The sequence below is a fragment of the Roseibium sp. R5 genome, from assembly GCF_055755305.1.
In genome coordinates, this window is the sequence record NZ_CM146910.1 from 3,288,067 (window position 1) to 3,304,282 (window position 16,216).

General features: G+C 55.6%; 16 protein-coding genes. 7 read left to right on the forward strand and 9 right to left on the reverse strand.

Annotation, left to right across the window (positions count from 1 at the left end; translation table 11 throughout):
- The first annotated feature begins 3 nt into the window (after window positions 1-3).
- From cydB to AC0J4F_RS15465, 3 genes are all read left to right on the forward strand, one after another.
- Window positions 4-1,161, forward strand: a complete 1,158-nt coding sequence (cydB, locus tag AC0J4F_RS15455; protein ID WP_473023938.1) for a cytochrome d ubiquinol oxidase subunit II — start codon at window positions 4-6, stop codon at window positions 1,159-1,161.
- Between the two features lie 27 nt (window positions 1,162-1,188).
- The gene (gene cydX, locus AC0J4F_RS15460; RefSeq protein ID WP_008196892.1) at window positions 1,189-1,308 is read left to right on the forward strand and encodes a cytochrome bd-I oxidase subunit CydX; all 120 of its coding nucleotides are present in this window, start codon (window positions 1,189-1,191) and stop codon (window positions 1,306-1,308) included.
- A gap of 282 nt (window positions 1,309-1,590) precedes the next feature.
- Window positions 1,591-2,601, forward strand: coding sequence for a BMP family lipoprotein (locus AC0J4F_RS15465; protein WP_473023939.1), 1,011 nt, complete (start codon window positions 1,591-1,593; stop codon window positions 2,599-2,601).
- A gap of 66 nt (window positions 2,602-2,667) precedes the next feature.
- Here the strand turns inward: AC0J4F_RS15465 and AC0J4F_RS15470 are convergent, their stop codons facing one another.
- Window positions 2,668-3,210, reverse strand: a complete 543-nt coding sequence (locus AC0J4F_RS15470; protein ID WP_473023940.1) for a redoxin family protein — start codon at window positions 3,208-3,210, stop codon at window positions 2,668-2,670.
- A gap of 233 nt (window positions 3,211-3,443) precedes the next feature.
- Window positions 3,444-4,277, reverse strand: coding sequence for a hypothetical protein (locus AC0J4F_RS15475; RefSeq protein WP_473023941.1), 834 nt, complete (start codon window positions 4,275-4,277; stop codon window positions 3,444-3,446).
- A gap of 340 nt (window positions 4,278-4,617) precedes the next feature.
- Here AC0J4F_RS15475 and AC0J4F_RS15480 point away from each other — a divergent pair, with 340 nt between their 5' ends.
- Genes AC0J4F_RS15480 through AC0J4F_RS15490 form a run of 3 tightly spaced genes read left to right on the forward strand, consistent with a single transcriptional unit; the run spans window position 4,618 to window position 7,735 of the window.
- Entirely contained in the window at window positions 4,618-5,091 is a 474-nt protein-coding gene (locus AC0J4F_RS15480; RefSeq protein WP_473023942.1) for a TRAP transporter small permease subunit, read from the forward strand.
- Window positions 5,088-6,647, forward strand: coding sequence for a TRAP transporter large permease (locus AC0J4F_RS15485; RefSeq protein ID WP_473023943.1), 1,560 nt, complete (start codon window positions 5,088-5,090; stop codon window positions 6,645-6,647). The genes AC0J4F_RS15480 and AC0J4F_RS15485 overlap by 4 nt, the downstream gene beginning before the upstream one ends.
- A gap of 23 nt (window positions 6,648-6,670) precedes the next feature.
- Window positions 6,671-7,735 (forward strand): TRAP transporter substrate-binding protein, encoded by a 1,065-nt coding sequence (locus AC0J4F_RS15490; protein WP_473023944.1) that lies wholly within the window; start codon window positions 6,671-6,673, stop codon window positions 7,733-7,735.
- A 93-nt stretch (window positions 7,736-7,828) separates the two neighbouring features.
- Here the strand turns inward: AC0J4F_RS15490 and AC0J4F_RS15495 are convergent, their stop codons facing one another.
- The 4 genes from AC0J4F_RS15495 to AC0J4F_RS15510 form a co-directional block, all read right to left on the reverse strand.
- Window positions 7,829-8,077: a hypothetical protein gene (locus AC0J4F_RS15495; RefSeq protein WP_133947010.1), complete on the reverse strand. Its 249-nt coding sequence runs from the start codon at window positions 8,075-8,077 to the stop codon at window positions 7,829-7,831.
- A 42-nt stretch (window positions 8,078-8,119) separates the two neighbouring features.
- The gene (locus AC0J4F_RS15500) at window positions 8,120-10,000 is read right to left on the reverse strand and encodes a Na/Pi cotransporter family protein (protein ID WP_473023945.1); all 1,881 of its coding nucleotides are present in this window, start codon (window positions 9,998-10,000) and stop codon (window positions 8,120-8,122) included.
- A gap of 13 nt (window positions 10,001-10,013) precedes the next feature.
- Window positions 10,014-11,585 (reverse strand): inorganic phosphate transporter, encoded by a 1,572-nt coding sequence (locus AC0J4F_RS15505; RefSeq protein ID WP_473023946.1) that lies wholly within the window; start codon window positions 11,583-11,585, stop codon window positions 10,014-10,016.
- Between the two features lie 247 nt (window positions 11,586-11,832).
- Window positions 11,833-12,726: a DMT family transporter gene (locus tag AC0J4F_RS15510; RefSeq protein ID WP_473023947.1), complete on the reverse strand. Its 894-nt coding sequence runs from the start codon at window positions 12,724-12,726 to the stop codon at window positions 11,833-11,835.
- Between the two features lie 285 nt (window positions 12,727-13,011).
- On the opposite strand from AC0J4F_RS15510, the gene dusA reads away from it, so the two are divergent.
- Entirely contained in the window at window positions 13,012-14,031 is a 1,020-nt protein-coding gene (dusA, locus tag AC0J4F_RS15515; RefSeq protein ID WP_473023948.1) for a tRNA dihydrouridine(20/20a) synthase DusA, read from the forward strand.
- A 14-nt stretch (window positions 14,032-14,045) separates the two neighbouring features.
- Here the strand turns inward: dusA and AC0J4F_RS15520 are convergent, their stop codons facing one another.
- The 3 genes from AC0J4F_RS15520 to AC0J4F_RS15530 all read right to left on the reverse strand — a co-directional run bounded on the left by AC0J4F_RS15520 (window position 14,046) and on the right by AC0J4F_RS15530 (window position 16,194).
- The gene (locus AC0J4F_RS15520) at window positions 14,046-14,759 is read right to left on the reverse strand and encodes a retropepsin-like aspartic protease family protein (protein ID WP_133947014.1); all 714 of its coding nucleotides are present in this window, start codon (window positions 14,757-14,759) and stop codon (window positions 14,046-14,048) included.
- Complete coding sequence (locus tag AC0J4F_RS15525) at window positions 14,756-14,941, reverse strand: DUF1289 domain-containing protein (RefSeq protein WP_209002176.1); 186 nt, start codon at window positions 14,939-14,941, stop codon at window positions 14,756-14,758. Before AC0J4F_RS15525 ends, AC0J4F_RS15520 begins: the two co-directional genes overlap by 4 nt.
- A gap of 68 nt (window positions 14,942-15,009) precedes the next feature.
- The gene (locus tag AC0J4F_RS15530; RefSeq protein WP_473023949.1) at window positions 15,010-16,194 is read right to left on the reverse strand and encodes an alpha/beta hydrolase; all 1,185 of its coding nucleotides are present in this window, start codon (window positions 16,192-16,194) and stop codon (window positions 15,010-15,012) included.
- Window positions 16,195-16,216 lie beyond the last annotated feature (22 nt).

Below are 16,216 nucleotides of genomic sequence, written 5' to 3' on the forward strand. Positions count from 1 at the left end.
GTCATGGTCCTTTACGAACTCATCGATTACTCGACCCTGAAAGTGATCTGGTGGCTGCTGCTCGGCATTCTACTGATCGGTTTTGCCGTGACCGACGGTTTCGATATGGGCGTGGGAACGCTGCTGCCGTTCATCGCCGAAACCGATATCGAGCGGCGCGTTGTGATCAACACGATTGGTGCCACCTGGGAGGGCAATCAGGTCTGGTTCATCTTGGGGGGCGGTGCGATTTTTGCCGCCTGGCCGCCGCTTTACGCGATCAGCTTTTCCGGTTTTTACCTGGCCATGTTCGTGGTCCTGGCGGCCATGATCCTGAGGCCAGTGGCCTTTAAGTATCGCTCCAAACGGCCTGACCCTAATTGGCGCAGCGCTTGGGACTGGGCACTCTTCACCGGCTCTTTTGTGCCTGCGCTGGTGTTTGGTGTTGCGGTCGGCAACGTCCTTCTTGGGGTGCCATTCCGGCTCGATAATGAACTTCGCATGACTTATGACGGCTCGTTCTTCGGTCTGTTCTCGCCATTTACGCTTCTGTGCGGACTTTTGTCGGTCACCATGCTCGTGATGCATGGGGCGGTTTGGCTTGTGATGCGGGCGACCGGGGAGATTGCTGCACGGGCCAGAAAGGCCGGCACCTTTGCAGCTCTCGGCGGGATCCTTCTGTTCGGCGTTGGCGGATATCTGGTTGCAACTGGTTATGTAGAGGGTTTTCGGATCACATCAGAGGTTGATCCGAACATGCAAGCCAACCCGCTCGCCAAACAGGCGGTTGTTGAAGGCGGAGCCTGGATGCAGAACTATACGGTTTATCCGGTGCTTTGGCTCGCTCCGATTATGGGATTCCTGGGGATGCTCGGCACGCTTGTTTTGCTGCAGACGCGCTTCGAGATGCCGATTTTCGCGTTCTCGAAGATGGCTGTATTCGGGATTATTGCTACCGTCGGTGTTTCGATGTTCCCCTTCATTTTGCCGTCCTCGGTGCAGCCGGAGGCGAGCTTGACTGTTTGGGACGCCTCTTCGACACATCGTACGCTCTTCAACATGCTCGTGGCGGTCGTCATCTTCCTGCCGATCATCCTGGTTTACACGGCCTGGGTCTACAAGGTGCTGTGGGGCAAGATTGATGAAGAAACCATCGAACGCGACAACCACACGGCCTACTGAGGCACGCAGAGACGGAGACGAAATCTCATGTGGTACTTTGCCTGGATCCTGGGAATGCCGCTCGCCTGCTGTCTGGCGATATTGAATGCAATGTGGCTTGAGTTGCGCTCTGAAGACGAACGGCGCCGGGGTCTCAATCCGGACTAAAAGCAAAAAGCCGTGTCTCTGACGGCCGCTGCGCGCCGAAAACAAAACACCGGGTCAAAACGGCTGCGATCCGGCGGCCGTTTTGTCTTTGCAAGGCGCGATCGAGCGTGCCTTACTCGTCTCCTGAGTGGTCTATTTTCTGACCTTAGGTAATAATTCAAATTTCAATTGTATTTTTCAGTTGCCCGACAAGTCCGGTATTGGCAGGCTTCGGTTTGGTCGCGTTGATTGCCTTTTCATTTAGGAGAAACACAAGCAATCATCGCCGGAAGAAAGGCGAGAATGCAGAAGATTACGTTATTGAAACTGATTGCCGTTTCTATTTTTCTCGTTTTTTACGGGATTGTACCCGCGCGCGCCGAGACTGTTGGTGCTGTTATTTTTACGAATGCTAAGATGGATGGTTCCTTCAACGAACTCGCAGCAATCGGGTCTGAGCGGGCCGCGGCTGAGTTTGGACTTGAAATAAGGGAATGGATCAGCACGGATCCGGACGAGACATTGAATGTCATGCGCCGGTTCGCAAAATCTGGCGTCACTCATATTCTTACGCTTGGCTTTGAAGCCTCGGAAATGGTGCGAGCGCTTGCTGCGGAATTTCCGGACACCGAGTTTACAAGCATTGACGGGGTCATCAGTGACCTTCCCAATGTACGGTCAATTCTTTTCGCGGATGATGAGAGTGGGTTTCTTGCGGGCTATGTTGCTGGATTGAAGACACAAACAGGAACGGTTGGCACCATTGGGGGCATGGATATCCCACCGGTGCGCCGATTCATGTGCGGGTTTGAGGCTGGGGCAAAACATGCCAATTCCGATGTCAGTGTATTGTCCTCGTTCGTGGGCCAGGACATGTATGCCTTCCGTGACATTCAGGGAGGTGAGGCGACCGCAAACAAGATGTTTGCAGATGGGGCCGACGTGATCTTCGCGCCAGCCGGGATGGCGGCGGAGGGCGTTGCGCGCGCCGCTAAGGAACACTCCGGACATGTGATCATGGTGGATGCCAACCAGAATGGCTTTTTGCCAGGCACGGTTTTGACCAGTGCCCTGAAACGGGTTGATGAAGCGGCCTACGCAACTTGGAAAGCTGTGGTCGACGGCACCTGGAAGCCGGGTCTGGCAGTAATGACAACCCGTGACAAAGGCGTCGGCTGGGCAGTTGACGAGCACAACAGGGCTCTGGTTTCCGATGTCGAAGACCAGGTGAATGCTATCGTAGATGGATTGGCCGCCGGCAGCGTTGCGATTGTGCCTGGGGACACTGTTGCCGGCTGCGCCGATGTTCTTTGAAGCTTTGCCGGAAACAAAAAAGCCCCGGAGCAGTCCGCGCCGGGGCTTGATCCAAAAGGCTGCAGTTTAAGCAGCTTTTGCTTTGGATGCCTTGAGGCTCTCCAGAATGTTTTGCGGAGATGAAACACCATATGGGTCGGTTTCGCAGTTGTCAGAGAAGCCTTCTTCTTCGAACCACTGCTCAACAATGCCGTCGGTGACGACCGCGCCATAGCGCCAGGACCGCATGCCAAATCCAAGATTGTCCTTGGCAACCAGCATGCCCATCTTGCGTGTGAATTCACCAGAGCCGTCCGGAATGACTTTGACCTTGTCGATGCCCTGAGCCTTTGCCCACGCGTTCATGACAAAGGCATCGTTCACGGAGATGCAGTAGATTTCGTCGACACCTTCGGCCTTGAAGTCATCGAACAGTTTTTCAAAGTCCGGCAGCTGATAGGTGGAGCAGGTGGGGGTGAAAGCACCCGGAAGGGAGAACAGCACGACCTTCTTGCCTTTGAAGTAGTCATCGCTTGTCTTGTCGTCCCACCGAAACGGGTTCGGGCCTTCGATGGACTCGTCGCGGACACGGGTGCGGAAGGTGACAAAAGGAACTTTTTTGCCGAGCATTTATAGACTCCAGGAAATGGATTTTGAATTTGCCTTCAAACCGGTAGGAGGTGCAGCGCCCGGGAGGAGGTGGGCCGGCCCGATATCCAGTCTGAAAGCGAAAGGACGGCCCCGACCTAGCGCACTTGCTGCGCTGCGGCAAGGCGCGACGGTTCAATGAGATGCGGCAAATTCACTGATTGCTGAGACTGAGACCACGCGTTCGACGTGGTCTCAACTGGAGGTCTGATTTGCTAGTACGTGTCGGTCAGGGACACCTTGAATTTGGCACCATCGCTCACTCCTGAGATCTGGAAGAAATGGGCTGGACCTGTTTTGGGCCGCACGATCCAGACCTCCATCGGTTTTGCATTGGCAACATCAAGTTGGATATGCCGGACAGTCAGGTTTTTCCCTGCGACCGTGGTTTGCGTATCGCCGAGATCCTTGACCTTCGCCTTGAACACGGACATCTCCTCCGTGTCGATGATCGTCAGGGAGCTTGGCAGATCATAACCGTTCGACTGCCAATAGAGCGGCAGGCCGATCAGTGATGTATCAAAATGGTCAGTTGTCAGGCGTTTATGTTGCGGAGCGTCCCGCTTGTCTGACAGGAGAATGCCGGCAACAGTCATCGCATCTCCGGCATACGGAACAACCGTCGCAATGACCTCCTTTGCCAGGCCTGCAAGCTCCTCGGTTTCAAGCTGTTCCGGTGTCTTCATCTCGGCTGTAAATGCCAGATAGCTGCTGCCAGATCGCTGAATCTTTGTCCAATAGGTTTTCTTGTTCTCAACCAGCCTGTTGGAGGCTGCATCAAGATATCCGTCAGCGGAAATTGTTTCTTCCAGAACGCTGTTGATGCGTACCTTGCTGAAGAATGATTTTGTTTCGATCTGAGTGGACAGTTTCAATCCGTGACCGCCATTTGGCTGCTGAACGTATTCATGAACGATTTGGCCGACCGGTTTTCCATCGAGTTCAATTTGATAGGTAAGGGGGAAAGCCGCATGGGCGCCCGACAGGCTGCCAAGGACCAAACCGGCGAAAAAACTTGAGGTGACGATAATTGATCTTAAGAAGCGCATGTTGAATGAGGCCTGAGTTTTGGAGCAGATGCTCCGGTTAAGACAGGGCAAAGGGCGTAAGCCCTCAAAGTTTGATAAGTTTCCATATCTGTTGCAGCACGCATGAAGCTGGGATGGGCAGTTGCCCTGCGCTTATTTAAACGAACGAACGTTCGTTTACAATATCTGTATGTTTCGTTTTTCGTGCGCGCATGTAGTGCTGGCATTTGTTCGGTTTGTTTCACCGATCACCAAGAAGCGAAAGCGCTGGTACCGCCGATAACAGGGACGGGCTATTGCGGGATCACAGGCTGAGCCGCTACAACATGGTCGGAATCACATGTTGCAGTTCGGAATTTTCATGCAGACATTGTTACAAGCGGTGCGCTGGCTGTGCATGGGGCTCGCCGTCATCGTTTTTGCCGGCCAGCTGGCCATGGTGCTGATGCGGTATTTGCTTGGTGTCGGCTTTGTCGAACTCCAGGATGCTGTGAGTTATTCGTTTGCGGCGCTTGTTGCACTGTCCGTCGCTGTAACCTTTGACCGGGACCGTCACGTGCGTGTGGACGTTTTTCGCCAAACCTGGTCGGAACGCGTCAACCAAAGCATTGACCGGGCGGGAGATCTGCTGTTCGCACTTCCAGTCTTTGGGCTGATGCTGTGGGCGGCGTATCCGCTTGTCAAAAGCTCCTGGCTCATTCTGGAAGGCTCCCAGGAAACCGGCGGTCTCCCGGGCCTCTTTGTCGTTAAGACCTGCCTCGTTATCCTCCCCGCATTGATCCTTTTGATTGTACTCACAAGACTTGTTGGCGCTTTTCGCCGGAGCGTTTCATGAATCCCGATCTTCTCTGGCTTGTTGTTCTGGCTCTGGCCGTCTTTGCCGGGATCCTTTCCGGCGTTCCGGTCCTATTGGCAATCGCGGGTGCACCGACGCTCGTTGCTTTAATCGCCGCATCTGCCGGACAATTTGATCTCGGCTATTTCCAGGCCGTGCCGCAGCGTGTGTTTGGCGTGATGACCAATCCGCTCCTGCTTGCGGTTCCATTGTTCGTGTTGATGGGGCTGTTGCTGGAGAAATCCCAGCAAGCGGAAAAAATGCTGAAAAGCCTGACGGCTGCGCTTGGTGGCAATCAGTCCGCGCTCGCTCTGGCGGTTGTTTTGGTCAGTGCGCTGATCGCGGCCTCGACGGGTATCATTGGTGCGACCATTGTCATGCTCGGCACGATCACGCTGCCCGCGTTGTTGAAGGCAGGGATCAACAAACATATGAGCAGCGGCCTGATTTGCGCCAGCGGTACGCTTGGGCAGATCATCCCGCCGTCAATCGTTCTGATTTTGCTCGGAGATCAGATCTCCAACGCCTATTTCGAAGCACAACAGGAAGCTGGCAATTTTGCGCCTGACCCGGTCACCGTTGGTGATCTCTTTGCAGGTGCCCTGTTGCCGGGTCTTCTGCTTGTGGCACTGTATTCAGGCTACGTGTTCTTCAATCTGCGCGGCAAAGAGTCGGAGACCGAAGAGACTGCAGGTTCACCGAAATCCTCGCTTTCGGAGCTTTTGAAGAACATCGCGCCGACACTCGGTCTCATCATTGCTGTGCTGGGCAGCATTCTGATCGGGGTTGCAACACCGACGGAGGCGGCCGGCGTCGGCGTTGCCGGTGCACTGGTGATTGCAGCGGCCGGGCAGGGCGCGCGTGCGTTTTGGACGGCATGTGCCTGTGCAGCTCTCGCAGTTTTACTCCTGATCCTTCGGCAAAACGGACTGTTCGGTCTTGAGTTTGCCGGCGGCAAGATCGCCTGGACGCTTCCAACACTGACCGCAGTCGGGGCGGTTGTTGTGCTCGGCGCGCTGCTTGCCGCGGTCGTGATGGCTTTGCCCCGCCGCGATGTCTTGGGCTCCGCCCTCAGCGAGACAGTCATCATCACCGGCATGATTTTCGGTATCGTGATTGCCGCAAGTATCCTCTCCCTGGTGTTCCGCGGCTTTAACGGCGACGAACATGTCTCCGAATTGCTGCAATCTCTGCCGGGCGGCGCTTATGGCATGCTGCTCCTCACGATGCTCGTGATCTTCCTGCTCGGTTTCATACTGGAGTTCGTCGAGATCATTTTCATTGTTGTGCCGATTGTTGGGCCAATCATCCTGCAGACGGACATCAGTCCGGTCTGGTTCGCCGTTCTGATCGCGCTCAACTTGCAAACATCGTTCTTGACGCCGCCCTTCGGCTTTGCCTTGTTCTATTTCAGATCGGTTGCGCCCGATACGATCCGGACACGGGACATTTATGTTTCAGTCCTTCCGTTCGTCGGTTTGCAGTTGTTTGCTCTGGCCCTGGTGGCCGCTGTTCCGGCTCTGGCCACCTGGCTGCCGGACGTCTTGTTTAAATAGAAATCATCTGAGGGAGACTTTCCATGAAAAGACGTGATTTCCTAAAGGTTGGGGCCGTTGCGGCACCGGCCACAATGCTTGCAGCACCAGCGATCGCGCAGGGCAAGATCGAGTGGAAAATGCCAACGTCGTTTCCGGCGAAGGCGCCGGGTGTCGGCACCAATGCCACGACGTTCGCCGCCCGCGTCAACGCTATGTCGGATGGTCAGTTGACGCTGAAAGTCTTCTCTGGCGGCGAACTGGTACCGCCCTTTGGCGTTGAAGATGCTGTGGAGCAGGGTACGGCCGAGATCGGCCACTCCACGCCGTATTATGCGGCTTCCAAGAACTCGGCCCTTCACTTCTTTTCTGCCGTGCCGTTTGGCATGACGGCGGTTGAAACGACAGCCTGGCTTCAGTACGGCGGCGGCCAGCAGCTTTGGGACGAGATCTACGCCGAGCGTGGCCTCAAGCCTTTCTACTCCGGCAGTTCCGGTGTCCAGGCAGCTGGCTGGTTCAAGAACCCGGTCAATAGCCTTGAAGACCTTGCCGGTTTGAACATGCGGATTGCGGGTCTTGGAGGAGAAGCCATGCGCAAGATTGGCGTCAATGCGGTTCTCCTGCCGCCTCCGGAAATTTTCCCGTCCTTCCAGTCCGGTGCGATTGATGCAGCTGAATGGGTTGGCCCGCTGCTCGACCAGGCGTTCGGCCTGCAGAAAGTTGCCAAATACTGCTATGTCCCGGCGTTCCACGAGCCGTCCGCGGCCCTTGAGATTGTCGTCAACAAAGAAGCTTATGACAGTCTTCCGGCACATCTTCAGGCAGTGATTGAGAATGCCGCCGCTGCGGCTTCCGTCGAGACGACCGCGCAATTCGATTATTACAACGCGCTGTCCTTGAAGAGCCTGCAGGAAGACGGGGTTACCTTTGGTGCCTTCCCGGATGATGTGATCGCTGCGCTCAAGACTGCTGTCGCGGAAGTCATGGCCGAAAACGCTGAAGCGAACCCGCGTTTTGCGGAAGTTCAAAAGAGCTACAACACGTTCCTCGATCTCGCCAAGGACTATGCGACCCTGGTCAAGGAAGCGACCTTTACGCAGCGTGTCTAAATAGTTTGAGGCCGGGTGCAATCCCGGCCTTTTCTTTTGGTAGACGAACCACCGGCACCAAGTTCCTGCGCTCTTGGCTTGTTCGGAAACCAGTCATTGGACTTTTTTGAGCAGCCAACGGGCTCGTTCCAATTGTTCTGAAACTGTAGACAGTTTGCTCGTCAGACGCTTCTTCTTGTTTTCCTTGGAGCTTTCGGCAAGGTCGGTCTTCAGGGCCTTCTTTTTGTTTTCCAGCTTGGCAATCACCTTCTCAACATGGGCAGCTTTGATTTTCTCAGCTTTACCCTGTTCCAGCCGGTCGTAGTAATCGTTGAGCTTTTCGATGCTTTTGCCTAATCCCATTGGTCTGAATCCATTTTGCTGATCGCCCTGCAGATCTTGAAATCACCGGGATCGCGTGTCTTGAATGGTTGTGTGGCCTTCGGCAACAGGATTGGTATTTTGTCGTAGGGGAGAAGTGTGGTCCCCGGCCGAGGAACGGTCAAGTATTTCGTCCTCATCAAGAGAGAGGATACGTTCGACCTCCGCCATCGCTGTTTCGGTTTCCATGTGAAGTGTCCGAGCCGCTCCCAATAGATCCCGCATTGCGTTGTACGCGTAATTTGAGTCATTCAAGAATGACGTGGCTGCCGCTGCGCTGATTTTTCTTGTCCGGAGTAGTTCTTCCACAGTCGCGTATGTATCCCGCTCGTCGGTTTGTACAAGGATACGGTCCATATCCAACCACAAGCTGCTCCGCTCTTCCGGTTGAGCCATGTCCAATAGACGGATCTCGACCAGAATGCGGGCAATCTGAACCCTGAGATCATTATAAAGGTTTGTTATGACACCTTGATGATGCCCGGTGTAGTTTGTTGCGTTCCGCCGGAGGTGCTTTATCGCCTTTACGGTCCGGACTATTCTACCGGCTGCATCGCGCAGTTGATAAACGTCTTCCATAACGTCTGCCGGCAGGTCCTGAGCGCCCACGCGCGTCGCAAACTCAACAATTTCCGAATACAGCACCTTGATACGTTGTTCGTATCGCTCGTCGATATCGAACTCCATGGGGGTTTTGCTCTGGTCCACCAGTGCTGCAATGTCCGATGTTTGAAACAATTCATGCCGGTGAAGATTGAGACCATGCGCGATCAGTTCGACCGCGTTGTCGTAGAGGTGAGCCACTTCTTGTTGCATGGCGATTCTTATTGTCGCCGGAAATTCATCCACTGCCTTGGACAGGTATCTGGGGCGGCTGGTGTCCTCCCTGGGCGCTACGAAGACGTGTTCCAATAATCGGATGAGCGGACGTATCAGGGGCAGCATGACAACAACGCCCAACACGTTGAAAATCGTATGGAAGACGGCAAGTTTCAGGGCGTAGTCGGTATCAGCTATCCCGACATACTCGCTTACGTAATCGACGCTGTCCCGAATAGTGCCGATAAAGGTCAATGCTATTCCGGCAGTCACCAGATTGAAGATGACATGCGCAAGGGCCAGCCGTTTGCCCTGATAGTTTGAGGTCAACGAGCCAATGATTGCCGTAATCGTGGTGCCAACGTTGGCTCCAATCGCCAGAGCCAGCGCGTTCTCGTAGGTAATCTGCCCGGCGGCAAGGGCGGTAATAATCAGCACCATGGTGGCATGGCTTGATTGCATGACAACCGTGGCCGCAGCTCCGATCGCCGTATAGGTTATCAAGCCCAGGACACCGGTCAGTGCAAAACGGGTGAGGTCGAATTGTTCCTTGAAGGATTCAAATCCAACCTTCATGTGATGGATCCCCAGAAACAGAAATCCAAGACCGGCAAGAACAAATCCCGCGCCACGAATATACTTGTTGCTTTGGAAGACCAGGATAATGGCGATGGCCAGCATTGGCAGAGCGAAGGCTGATATTTTGACCTTGAGGCCGAAACCTGCAACCAGCCACGCTCCGGTCGTTGTACCAATGTTTGCGCCAAAGATGATTCCGATGCCTGCGATCAGTGTAATCAGTCCGGCGCTCAAGAAGGAGATGGTGATCACGGAAACCAGAGAGCTGGATTGCATGATTGTCGTTGTGACTATTCCAAAACCAAGCGCTTTGGGAACAGAGCCTGTGGCTCGCGCAAGGGCCTTCTCAAGGAACCCGCCGCTGAACAGCCGGAACCCGTCTTCCAGCATCAGCATGCCGAACATGAAAATCGCGACACCTGCCGCAATTTCCTGAAAGTCAGAACTCGCGTAAAACGCCAGGCTGAGAGCCAGCAATATCGCCGGAAGGGTCAGTTTCTTCATCATGGCGGAATGTGTCCTAGGGGAGCATCATCCCACGCAGCACAAAATAGAACAATGCTGCGAGAAACGCCGAGACTGGAACCGTGATGATCCAGGCGGAAACGATCTTCAAGAGGGCGCTCCGCTTCACCAGCTGGCGTTTCAGGGCCTTTTGCAAGACCTTGCGCTCTGCGGCATCGATAACAGCCTCAGACCCCATCTTCCGCAGTTGTGCAAGGATCCGTTTTTTGTCGTCGCTCGGCGCATTCTGAAATTGCATCAGGACTTGCTCGACCTGATCGAAATTCGGGTCATCCTTGTGATGTTGCATGACATCCTCAATGACCCGCCCGAGCCGCTGTTCCAGGAACTCCCTTAAAAACCCGACCCCAAACACGGCTCCGAGCGCAACGTGGGTGGAGCTGATCGGCATTCCCAGTTGACTGGCGATAATCACCGTGATTGCTGCGGCCAAAGCCACACAGAAGGCGCGGGACCTGTCCAGCTCCGTGATCTCTGTGCCAACGGTTCGGATCAGTTTGGGACCAAAGAGGGCAAGGCCTATGGAAATACCCAGGGCGCCGATGACCATAACCCAAAGCGGAATGGCAACTTTGGCACCGCCATCACCCGCGGTCAGAACATCCACAATTCCGGCGAGCGGTCCAACCGCGTTCGCAACGTCATTGGCTCCATGGGCGAAACTCAAAAGAGCAGCGGACAGGATCAAGGGTATTGTGAACAACCGGCTCACACCCTCCCGGGTGTTCTCCAGCGCCGGGACAGCTCTGGCAATCATCGGTTTCACCAGGATGTATGCAAGGAGAGCGACGACAAGCCCCGCCATGATTGCGGTCGGGAAGTCGATTTTGACGATTTTTTTGATGCCCTTCAGGGCGATATAGCTGGTAAAGGCCCAAGCCATGATCGCGATCATGGCCGGGACGACTTTTTGAGCTGCTGATAATGGGTCGCCCTTGAAGAAGACCAGGCGTTTCAGGGAATAAAGGAACAGCGCGGCAATCAACCCGCCTGTCACTGGGGAGGCCACCCAACTGAAGGCGATCTTTGCCATTGAGTCCCAGTTGACAATGTCCCAACCGGCAGCCGCGATCCCGGCTCCGGCAACACCGCCGACGATGGAATGCGTGGTGGAGACTGGGGCCCCCAACCAGGTTGCTGCATTGAGCCAAAGGGCGGCTCCCATCAGGGCTCCCATCATCACCCAGACAAAGACGTCAGGGTCCGCGACGTTTGCAGGATCAATAATGCCCTTTTTGACGGTCGCCACGACGTCGCCGCCAGCGATAATTGCCCCTGCAGCCTCGAAAATGGCAGCAATGATTATCGCTCCGGTCAGACTGATCGCGAAGGATCCGACAGCTGGCCCGACATTGTTGGCAACGTCGTTCGCTCCGATGTTGATGGCCATGTAGGCCCCAATGACGGCCGCGGCGACCAGAAGATAGAGCTGATCAACGCCGGAAAACTTGGTTCCCGTGAAGATCATGACCGCAACAATGAACAGCACCGCCGTTCCCAGCCGTCCGACTTCGGACCGGCTCAGGCTGGCAGCGCGTTCGATTTTCATAAAGTCCTTTGGTTTCATCTCGCTTCCGCCTGAATGAGTGCCATTCGGTGCTTGAGGAAAACGCTGACAAGGAACACCAAGGTGACTTGGTCAGCCGACGTCCGCCCACATCTTGCTTTCTGGCTTTGGAATTTTACTGAGCCAGCTAAGAAGTCGCATACAAGATAGCCGTACTTCAGGGTTGCCGGGTTGACCCAGGTCAATGCCAACCACGACGCGGCGAACAGTGGTTTGGGATCTTATTGCGCGTTCGGGGTATGAAGTCTTAGGCTTCGCAATCAGGATTTCGTTTTGTTTCGCGCAGCACGATGAAGATCCCGCTGGCGATGATGATCGCCGCGCCGATATAGGTCCAGGTATCCGGGATCTCCCGCCAAAACATCCAGCCAAGCAAGGTCGCCCACAATAGCGACGTGTATTCAAACGGCGCGATCGTGGACGCGGGGGCAACGCGAAAGGCCTGGGTGAGCATCGTTACACCCGCCGTTCCGAAAGCTGCAATGCCGAGAAACAGAAGCGCATCTTCTGCCCGCGGCGGCACCCATAGGAACGGCATGGTCAACGCACTGATCAGCCCGCCGGAGCCAACCAGATAGAGCATCAAGGTCCAGACGCTTTCGCGCTCATCGACCAGCCGTGCGCTCAGCATCAAGACGGCATAGAGAAAAGCCGTTGCAAGCGGCAGAAGCAGGGCTGGCTGAAAAGCGCTTGCACCTGGCCGGACGACGACCAAGACACCGATAAACCCGACGATCACGGCGGACCAACGGCGCCAGCCGACTTGCTCGTTCAAAAACAAGGCCGAGATCGCCGTGATGAAAATGGGCGCGATGAACACCAGGGTCGTCGCTTCGGCCAGTCCCAGATAGCGGAAGCTGGTGAAAAACGTCATGGCCGCCAGCACCCAGACACCGCCGCGGACCAGATGAGCGATCGGTTTGTGCGATTTTAACGCGGAAGGCCCCGCCAGCTTCCAAATCAGGGCCACAACAATAGGCAGAGCGATCAGGTTCCTCAGGAAGAGGATCTGCAAGACGGGGTAATTGGCGGACAAGGCCTTGGCGATCGCGTCGCTGATGCAAAGACAAATGACCCCGGCGCATATCAGGATGATACCGGACCGGGCATTGGACCGTGGTTTATAGGCTGCCGAACTCATGAAATACTCCAAAAAAGAGCTCCAATAGATCACCGAAGCTTGTCAACGGCAAGCCGAATGTAGCAGATGGCCTGATATGTTCTGATGGATCAGAAATTTGTAAGTTATTGAAAAAATACATATTTGTCGTAGCCTAGGATTGTGTCAGTTGAAGGGGTCGGTCATCCCACAGCCCAAGGGTGAGCCAACCGGCGGAACGAGCGCCGGGCTTGATCCAAATTCGCGCAAGACATCCGCAGAATTCGCTATTTTGCGTTCAAGGCGGCCAAGTGATATGGAGGCGCCATGACAACCCGTGATCGCCTTTACACCGCCCATCAGCCGCGCTTCGCAGTCGCACCAATGATGGAGTGGACTGACCGCCATTGCCGCGCATTCCACCGGCATTTGTCGGCGTATGCGCTGCTGTACACCGAAATGGTCACGACCGGCGCGGTGATTCATGGTGACCGGGAGCATATTTTGGGGTTTTCCGATCTGGAGCATCCGGTTGCGTGCCAGCTTGGCGGGTCTGATCCGCAAGCAATGGCAGAAGCGGCAAAGATCGTGGAAGACTTCGGCTATGACGAGGTCAACATCAATGTCGGGTGTCCGTCCGACCGGGTTCAGTCCGGGCGGTTTGGCGCGTGCTTGATGGAAGAGCCGCAGCTTGTTGCGGACTGTGTTTCAGCGATGAAAGCTGTGGTCACAATTCCGGTAACCGTCAAATGCCGGATTGGCGTTGATGATCAGGACCCGGAGCCGGCGCTTGATGCCGTTGCCGATCTGACCTTCGCCGCCGGATCTGACGCGCTTTGGGTGCATGCCCGCAAGGCCTGGCTTCAAGGCTTGAGCCCGAAGGAAAACCGGGATGTTCCGCCGCTCGATTACGACCGGGTGGTACGCTTGAAACAGCGCCTTCCGGACAAGTTCATCGGGCTCAACGGCGGCCTCGATACCCTCGACCAGGGCGAGCCTTATCTCAAAACGCTGGATGGCCTTATGTATGGCCGGTCCGCGTATCATTCACCGGAAATCTTGGGCGAAGTCGACGCCCGCCTTTATGGCGCAGAAACCGAGACCATGTCGCCATGGGATGCGGTGCGCGGTCATATGACCTATCTGGAAGATCAGTTGTCAAAAGGCGTGAAACTGGCGCACATGACCCGGCATATGCTCGGACTGTTCCATGGCAGGCCGGGTGCGCGTTCCTGGCGCCGCATTCTGACTGTGGAAGCCATCAAGCCCGGCGCTGGACTGGAAGTGGTTGAAAAGGCACTCGACGCCGTTAGCCCGGCGAATTTTGAAGTGGATGCCGCCGAGTAGCCTTTGGCTATTTTCTATGGATTCATGATCAGCCGGTCGCCCTCGATGCGCCAGCTTCGAAGACGGTCGAGCGCGGTCATGCCGAGCAGGCTTTGACCGAGTGAGCCGTCCCGCGCGACAAACGCCCGGACATTGCGCAAGGTGTGATCACCGATCGTCAGATTGTCGATCCGGATGGGGGCAACAAGTGTCCGCCCGTTGGCCGTTGCCACCGGCACGGTGAACGACAGATCGCGTTCCGGAATTCCGGCCCTGGCTGCATCTTGATAGGTGAGGACAACGGCGCTCGCGCCTGTGTCGAGCAGAAAGCTTGTTTTCCTGCCATTGGCGCGGCCGTCGACCACGAAATGCCCACCGGCGTCCCGCACGATCAGGATCGAGCCGTCGGCCTGGGTGACCGCCATACCTGGCGCCAAAGAGCCAAGGACCCGGTAACCGGCCTGCACCAGATCAGTCCGGTAGGTGTAGCCGACCACCAGCAAGGCACACAAACCGCCCCAGAAGAGCGTTCCCTGAATAATGTCGCGCACTTTCGGCTGTCCAAAAATGAAGCTGGCCAGGAAGACAAAGGCGAGAGTCGAGAGAGCGACGACCCGCGGTCCGGTGTCGTCGAAATTGAGATTTTCCGGGTCTGTCGGATCGCCAAAGAAGAAATAGAAGACTGCGGCCGCCATCACCGTGATCAGGATGACAAGTGCAAAGCCCCGGTACTGTCCGCGCCCGTTCACGTGAGCGCCGCTTCTCCGGCAGAAAAACGCATGCGCCGGGTGTCCAAGCTGTCCATGATCGCTTGCCGCCGGGCGTCGTCATAGGTGCTCCAAGACGCAATTTCATCAAGCGTGCGGAAACATCCGGTGCAAAGGCGGCTGACCTGGTCGATCTGGCAGATTTTGATGCAAGGTGACTTCATGGTGTCCATATGGCGTTTGAAGCTGGTGCTGCCAATGCTTCTTTCAAGAATTTCACAATTCTCAACTCTTAGAATCCACCTGTCGCCAGTGTAAATGGTGCAGCTATGATTTTGATAGGCAGCGTGACAGCGGCCTGTGTGGTGTTGCCGACAAAACTGCCGAGATCATCGCCCAGGGTTTTCGGGCCGGTGACGCTGTTTTGATCGGTCAAGCCGCTTTTCAGCAACGCATCCCTTAGGCCGGGGGAGTATTCGGCCAAGGCCGCAAACTTGCTGTGGCTGGATGTTTCACCTGCGTCAAGTTCGGTCACATCAAAGACAATCGCGCCGAGTTCCGCCAGTTCCTCGTCATCTGAGTAGGCACCGACCCGCTCCACCCCGCCGGCAATTGCCCGGGACAGGCGCAGGGCCTTGTCGTCTCTGGAAACGACAATGATGTAAGGTTTCGCCGGCTTTCCAAGTTTGCGTAGGCTGGATTTGAACAGATCTATATCAATGTCTGGGGCTGCCAGAACAACACTGCCGACCTTGCGGTCGAATTGGCGGCGTTCCGCTGCAGGCATTTGGCGTGCAGTTTCAAGCAGCAAGTAATTGCCCATTGAGTGCGCCAGGATCGAAATGCTGTCCGCATTGCTTTTCGCAAGCAATCGAAACGTCTGCTCCAGACTGTCACGTGCGATCGAAGCGCTGTTCAGGTCGTAGACGTATCCCTGGAGTTGTCCTCGCGAAGCCCAGGTGAACAGGACCGGGACAACCGGCGCCTGAGAATCATGGACAAATTGCGTGAACCGATAGAGGCCTTCAACAAACAAAGTGTTGTAACCGTGAATGAACAGCATCACATCCCGTTTGCCCTTGGGAAATTCAGCGAGCTGCTGGTTCAGCTGTTTCAAAAAGATCTGGTCATTTTCGATGTAACCGGCGCTTCGGGCCACGAAATCGGTTTTGGGGTTTCCTGGAAGTTCGCGCGGCCATTCGACCGCACCTGCCTTGTGAGCAGGCGGGACGGAAATCGTCGCCTCGGCATAATTGATGGTCTGGGAGCGCTCGCCGTTGAAAAAAGTATCTGGCGTCGGGTCTTTCTCGCGCGTGGTAACGATCAGTATGTCGTGGTCTTGCGCACCAACAGCAGGATCGGTGTTGATAGCCAGAGCGCCTGTCGTTGGCCGGCTGCCGCAGGCGCTGAGCAACAAGGCGAGAAGCAGTGCCGAGACGGCAAGCCTCGCTGGCGCGGGAACTGAAATACTCAACATCAACGGCCACGCCTCTTGCTCG

What these genes read in the sequence shown, in the direction of transcription:
- cydB (WP_473023938.1), top strand. Translation starts at nt 4, where the DNA reads ATGGTCCTTTACGAACTCATCGATTACTCGACCCTGAAAGTGATCTGG.
- cydX (WP_008196892.1), top strand. Translation starts at nt 1,189, where the DNA reads ATGTGGTACTTTGCCTGGATCCTGGGAATGCCGCTCGCCTGCTGTCTG.
- AC0J4F_RS15465 (WP_473023939.1), top strand. Translation starts at nt 1,591, where the DNA reads ATGCAGAAGATTACGTTATTGAAACTGATTGCCGTTTCTATTTTTCTC.
- AC0J4F_RS15470 (WP_473023940.1), bottom strand. Translation starts at nt 3,210, where the DNA reads ATGCTCGGCAAAAAAGTTCCTTTTGTCACCTTCCGCACCCGTGTCCGC.
- AC0J4F_RS15475 (WP_473023941.1), bottom strand. Translation starts at nt 4,277, where the DNA reads ATGCGCTTCTTAAGATCAATTATCGTCACCTCAAGTTTTTTCGCCGGT.
- AC0J4F_RS15480 (WP_473023942.1), top strand. Translation starts at nt 4,618, where the DNA reads ATGCAGACATTGTTACAAGCGGTGCGCTGGCTGTGCATGGGGCTCGCC.
- AC0J4F_RS15485 (WP_473023943.1), top strand. Translation starts at nt 5,088, where the DNA reads ATGAATCCCGATCTTCTCTGGCTTGTTGTTCTGGCTCTGGCCGTCTTT.
- AC0J4F_RS15490 (WP_473023944.1), top strand. Translation starts at nt 6,671, where the DNA reads ATGAAAAGACGTGATTTCCTAAAGGTTGGGGCCGTTGCGGCACCGGCC.
- AC0J4F_RS15495 (WP_133947010.1), bottom strand. Translation starts at nt 8,077, where the DNA reads ATGGGATTAGGCAAAAGCATCGAAAAGCTCAACGATTACTACGACCGG.
- AC0J4F_RS15500 (WP_473023945.1), bottom strand. Translation starts at nt 10,000, where the DNA reads ATGATGAAGAAACTGACCCTTCCGGCGATATTGCTGGCTCTCAGCCTG.
- AC0J4F_RS15505 (WP_473023946.1), bottom strand. Translation starts at nt 11,585, where the DNA reads ATGAAACCAAAGGACTTTATGAAAATCGAACGCGCTGCCAGCCTGAGC.
- AC0J4F_RS15510 (WP_473023947.1), bottom strand. Translation starts at nt 12,726, where the DNA reads ATGAGTTCGGCAGCCTATAAACCACGGTCCAATGCCCGGTCCGGTATC.
- dusA (WP_473023948.1), top strand. Translation starts at nt 13,012, where the DNA reads ATGACAACCCGTGATCGCCTTTACACCGCCCATCAGCCGCGCTTCGCA.
- AC0J4F_RS15525 (WP_209002176.1), bottom strand. Translation starts at nt 14,941, where the DNA reads ATGAAGTCACCTTGCATCAAAATCTGCCAGATCGACCAGGTCAGCCGC.
- AC0J4F_RS15530 (WP_473023949.1), bottom strand. Translation starts at nt 16,194, where the DNA reads ATGTTGAGTATTTCAGTTCCCGCGCCAGCGAGGCTTGCCGTCTCGGCA.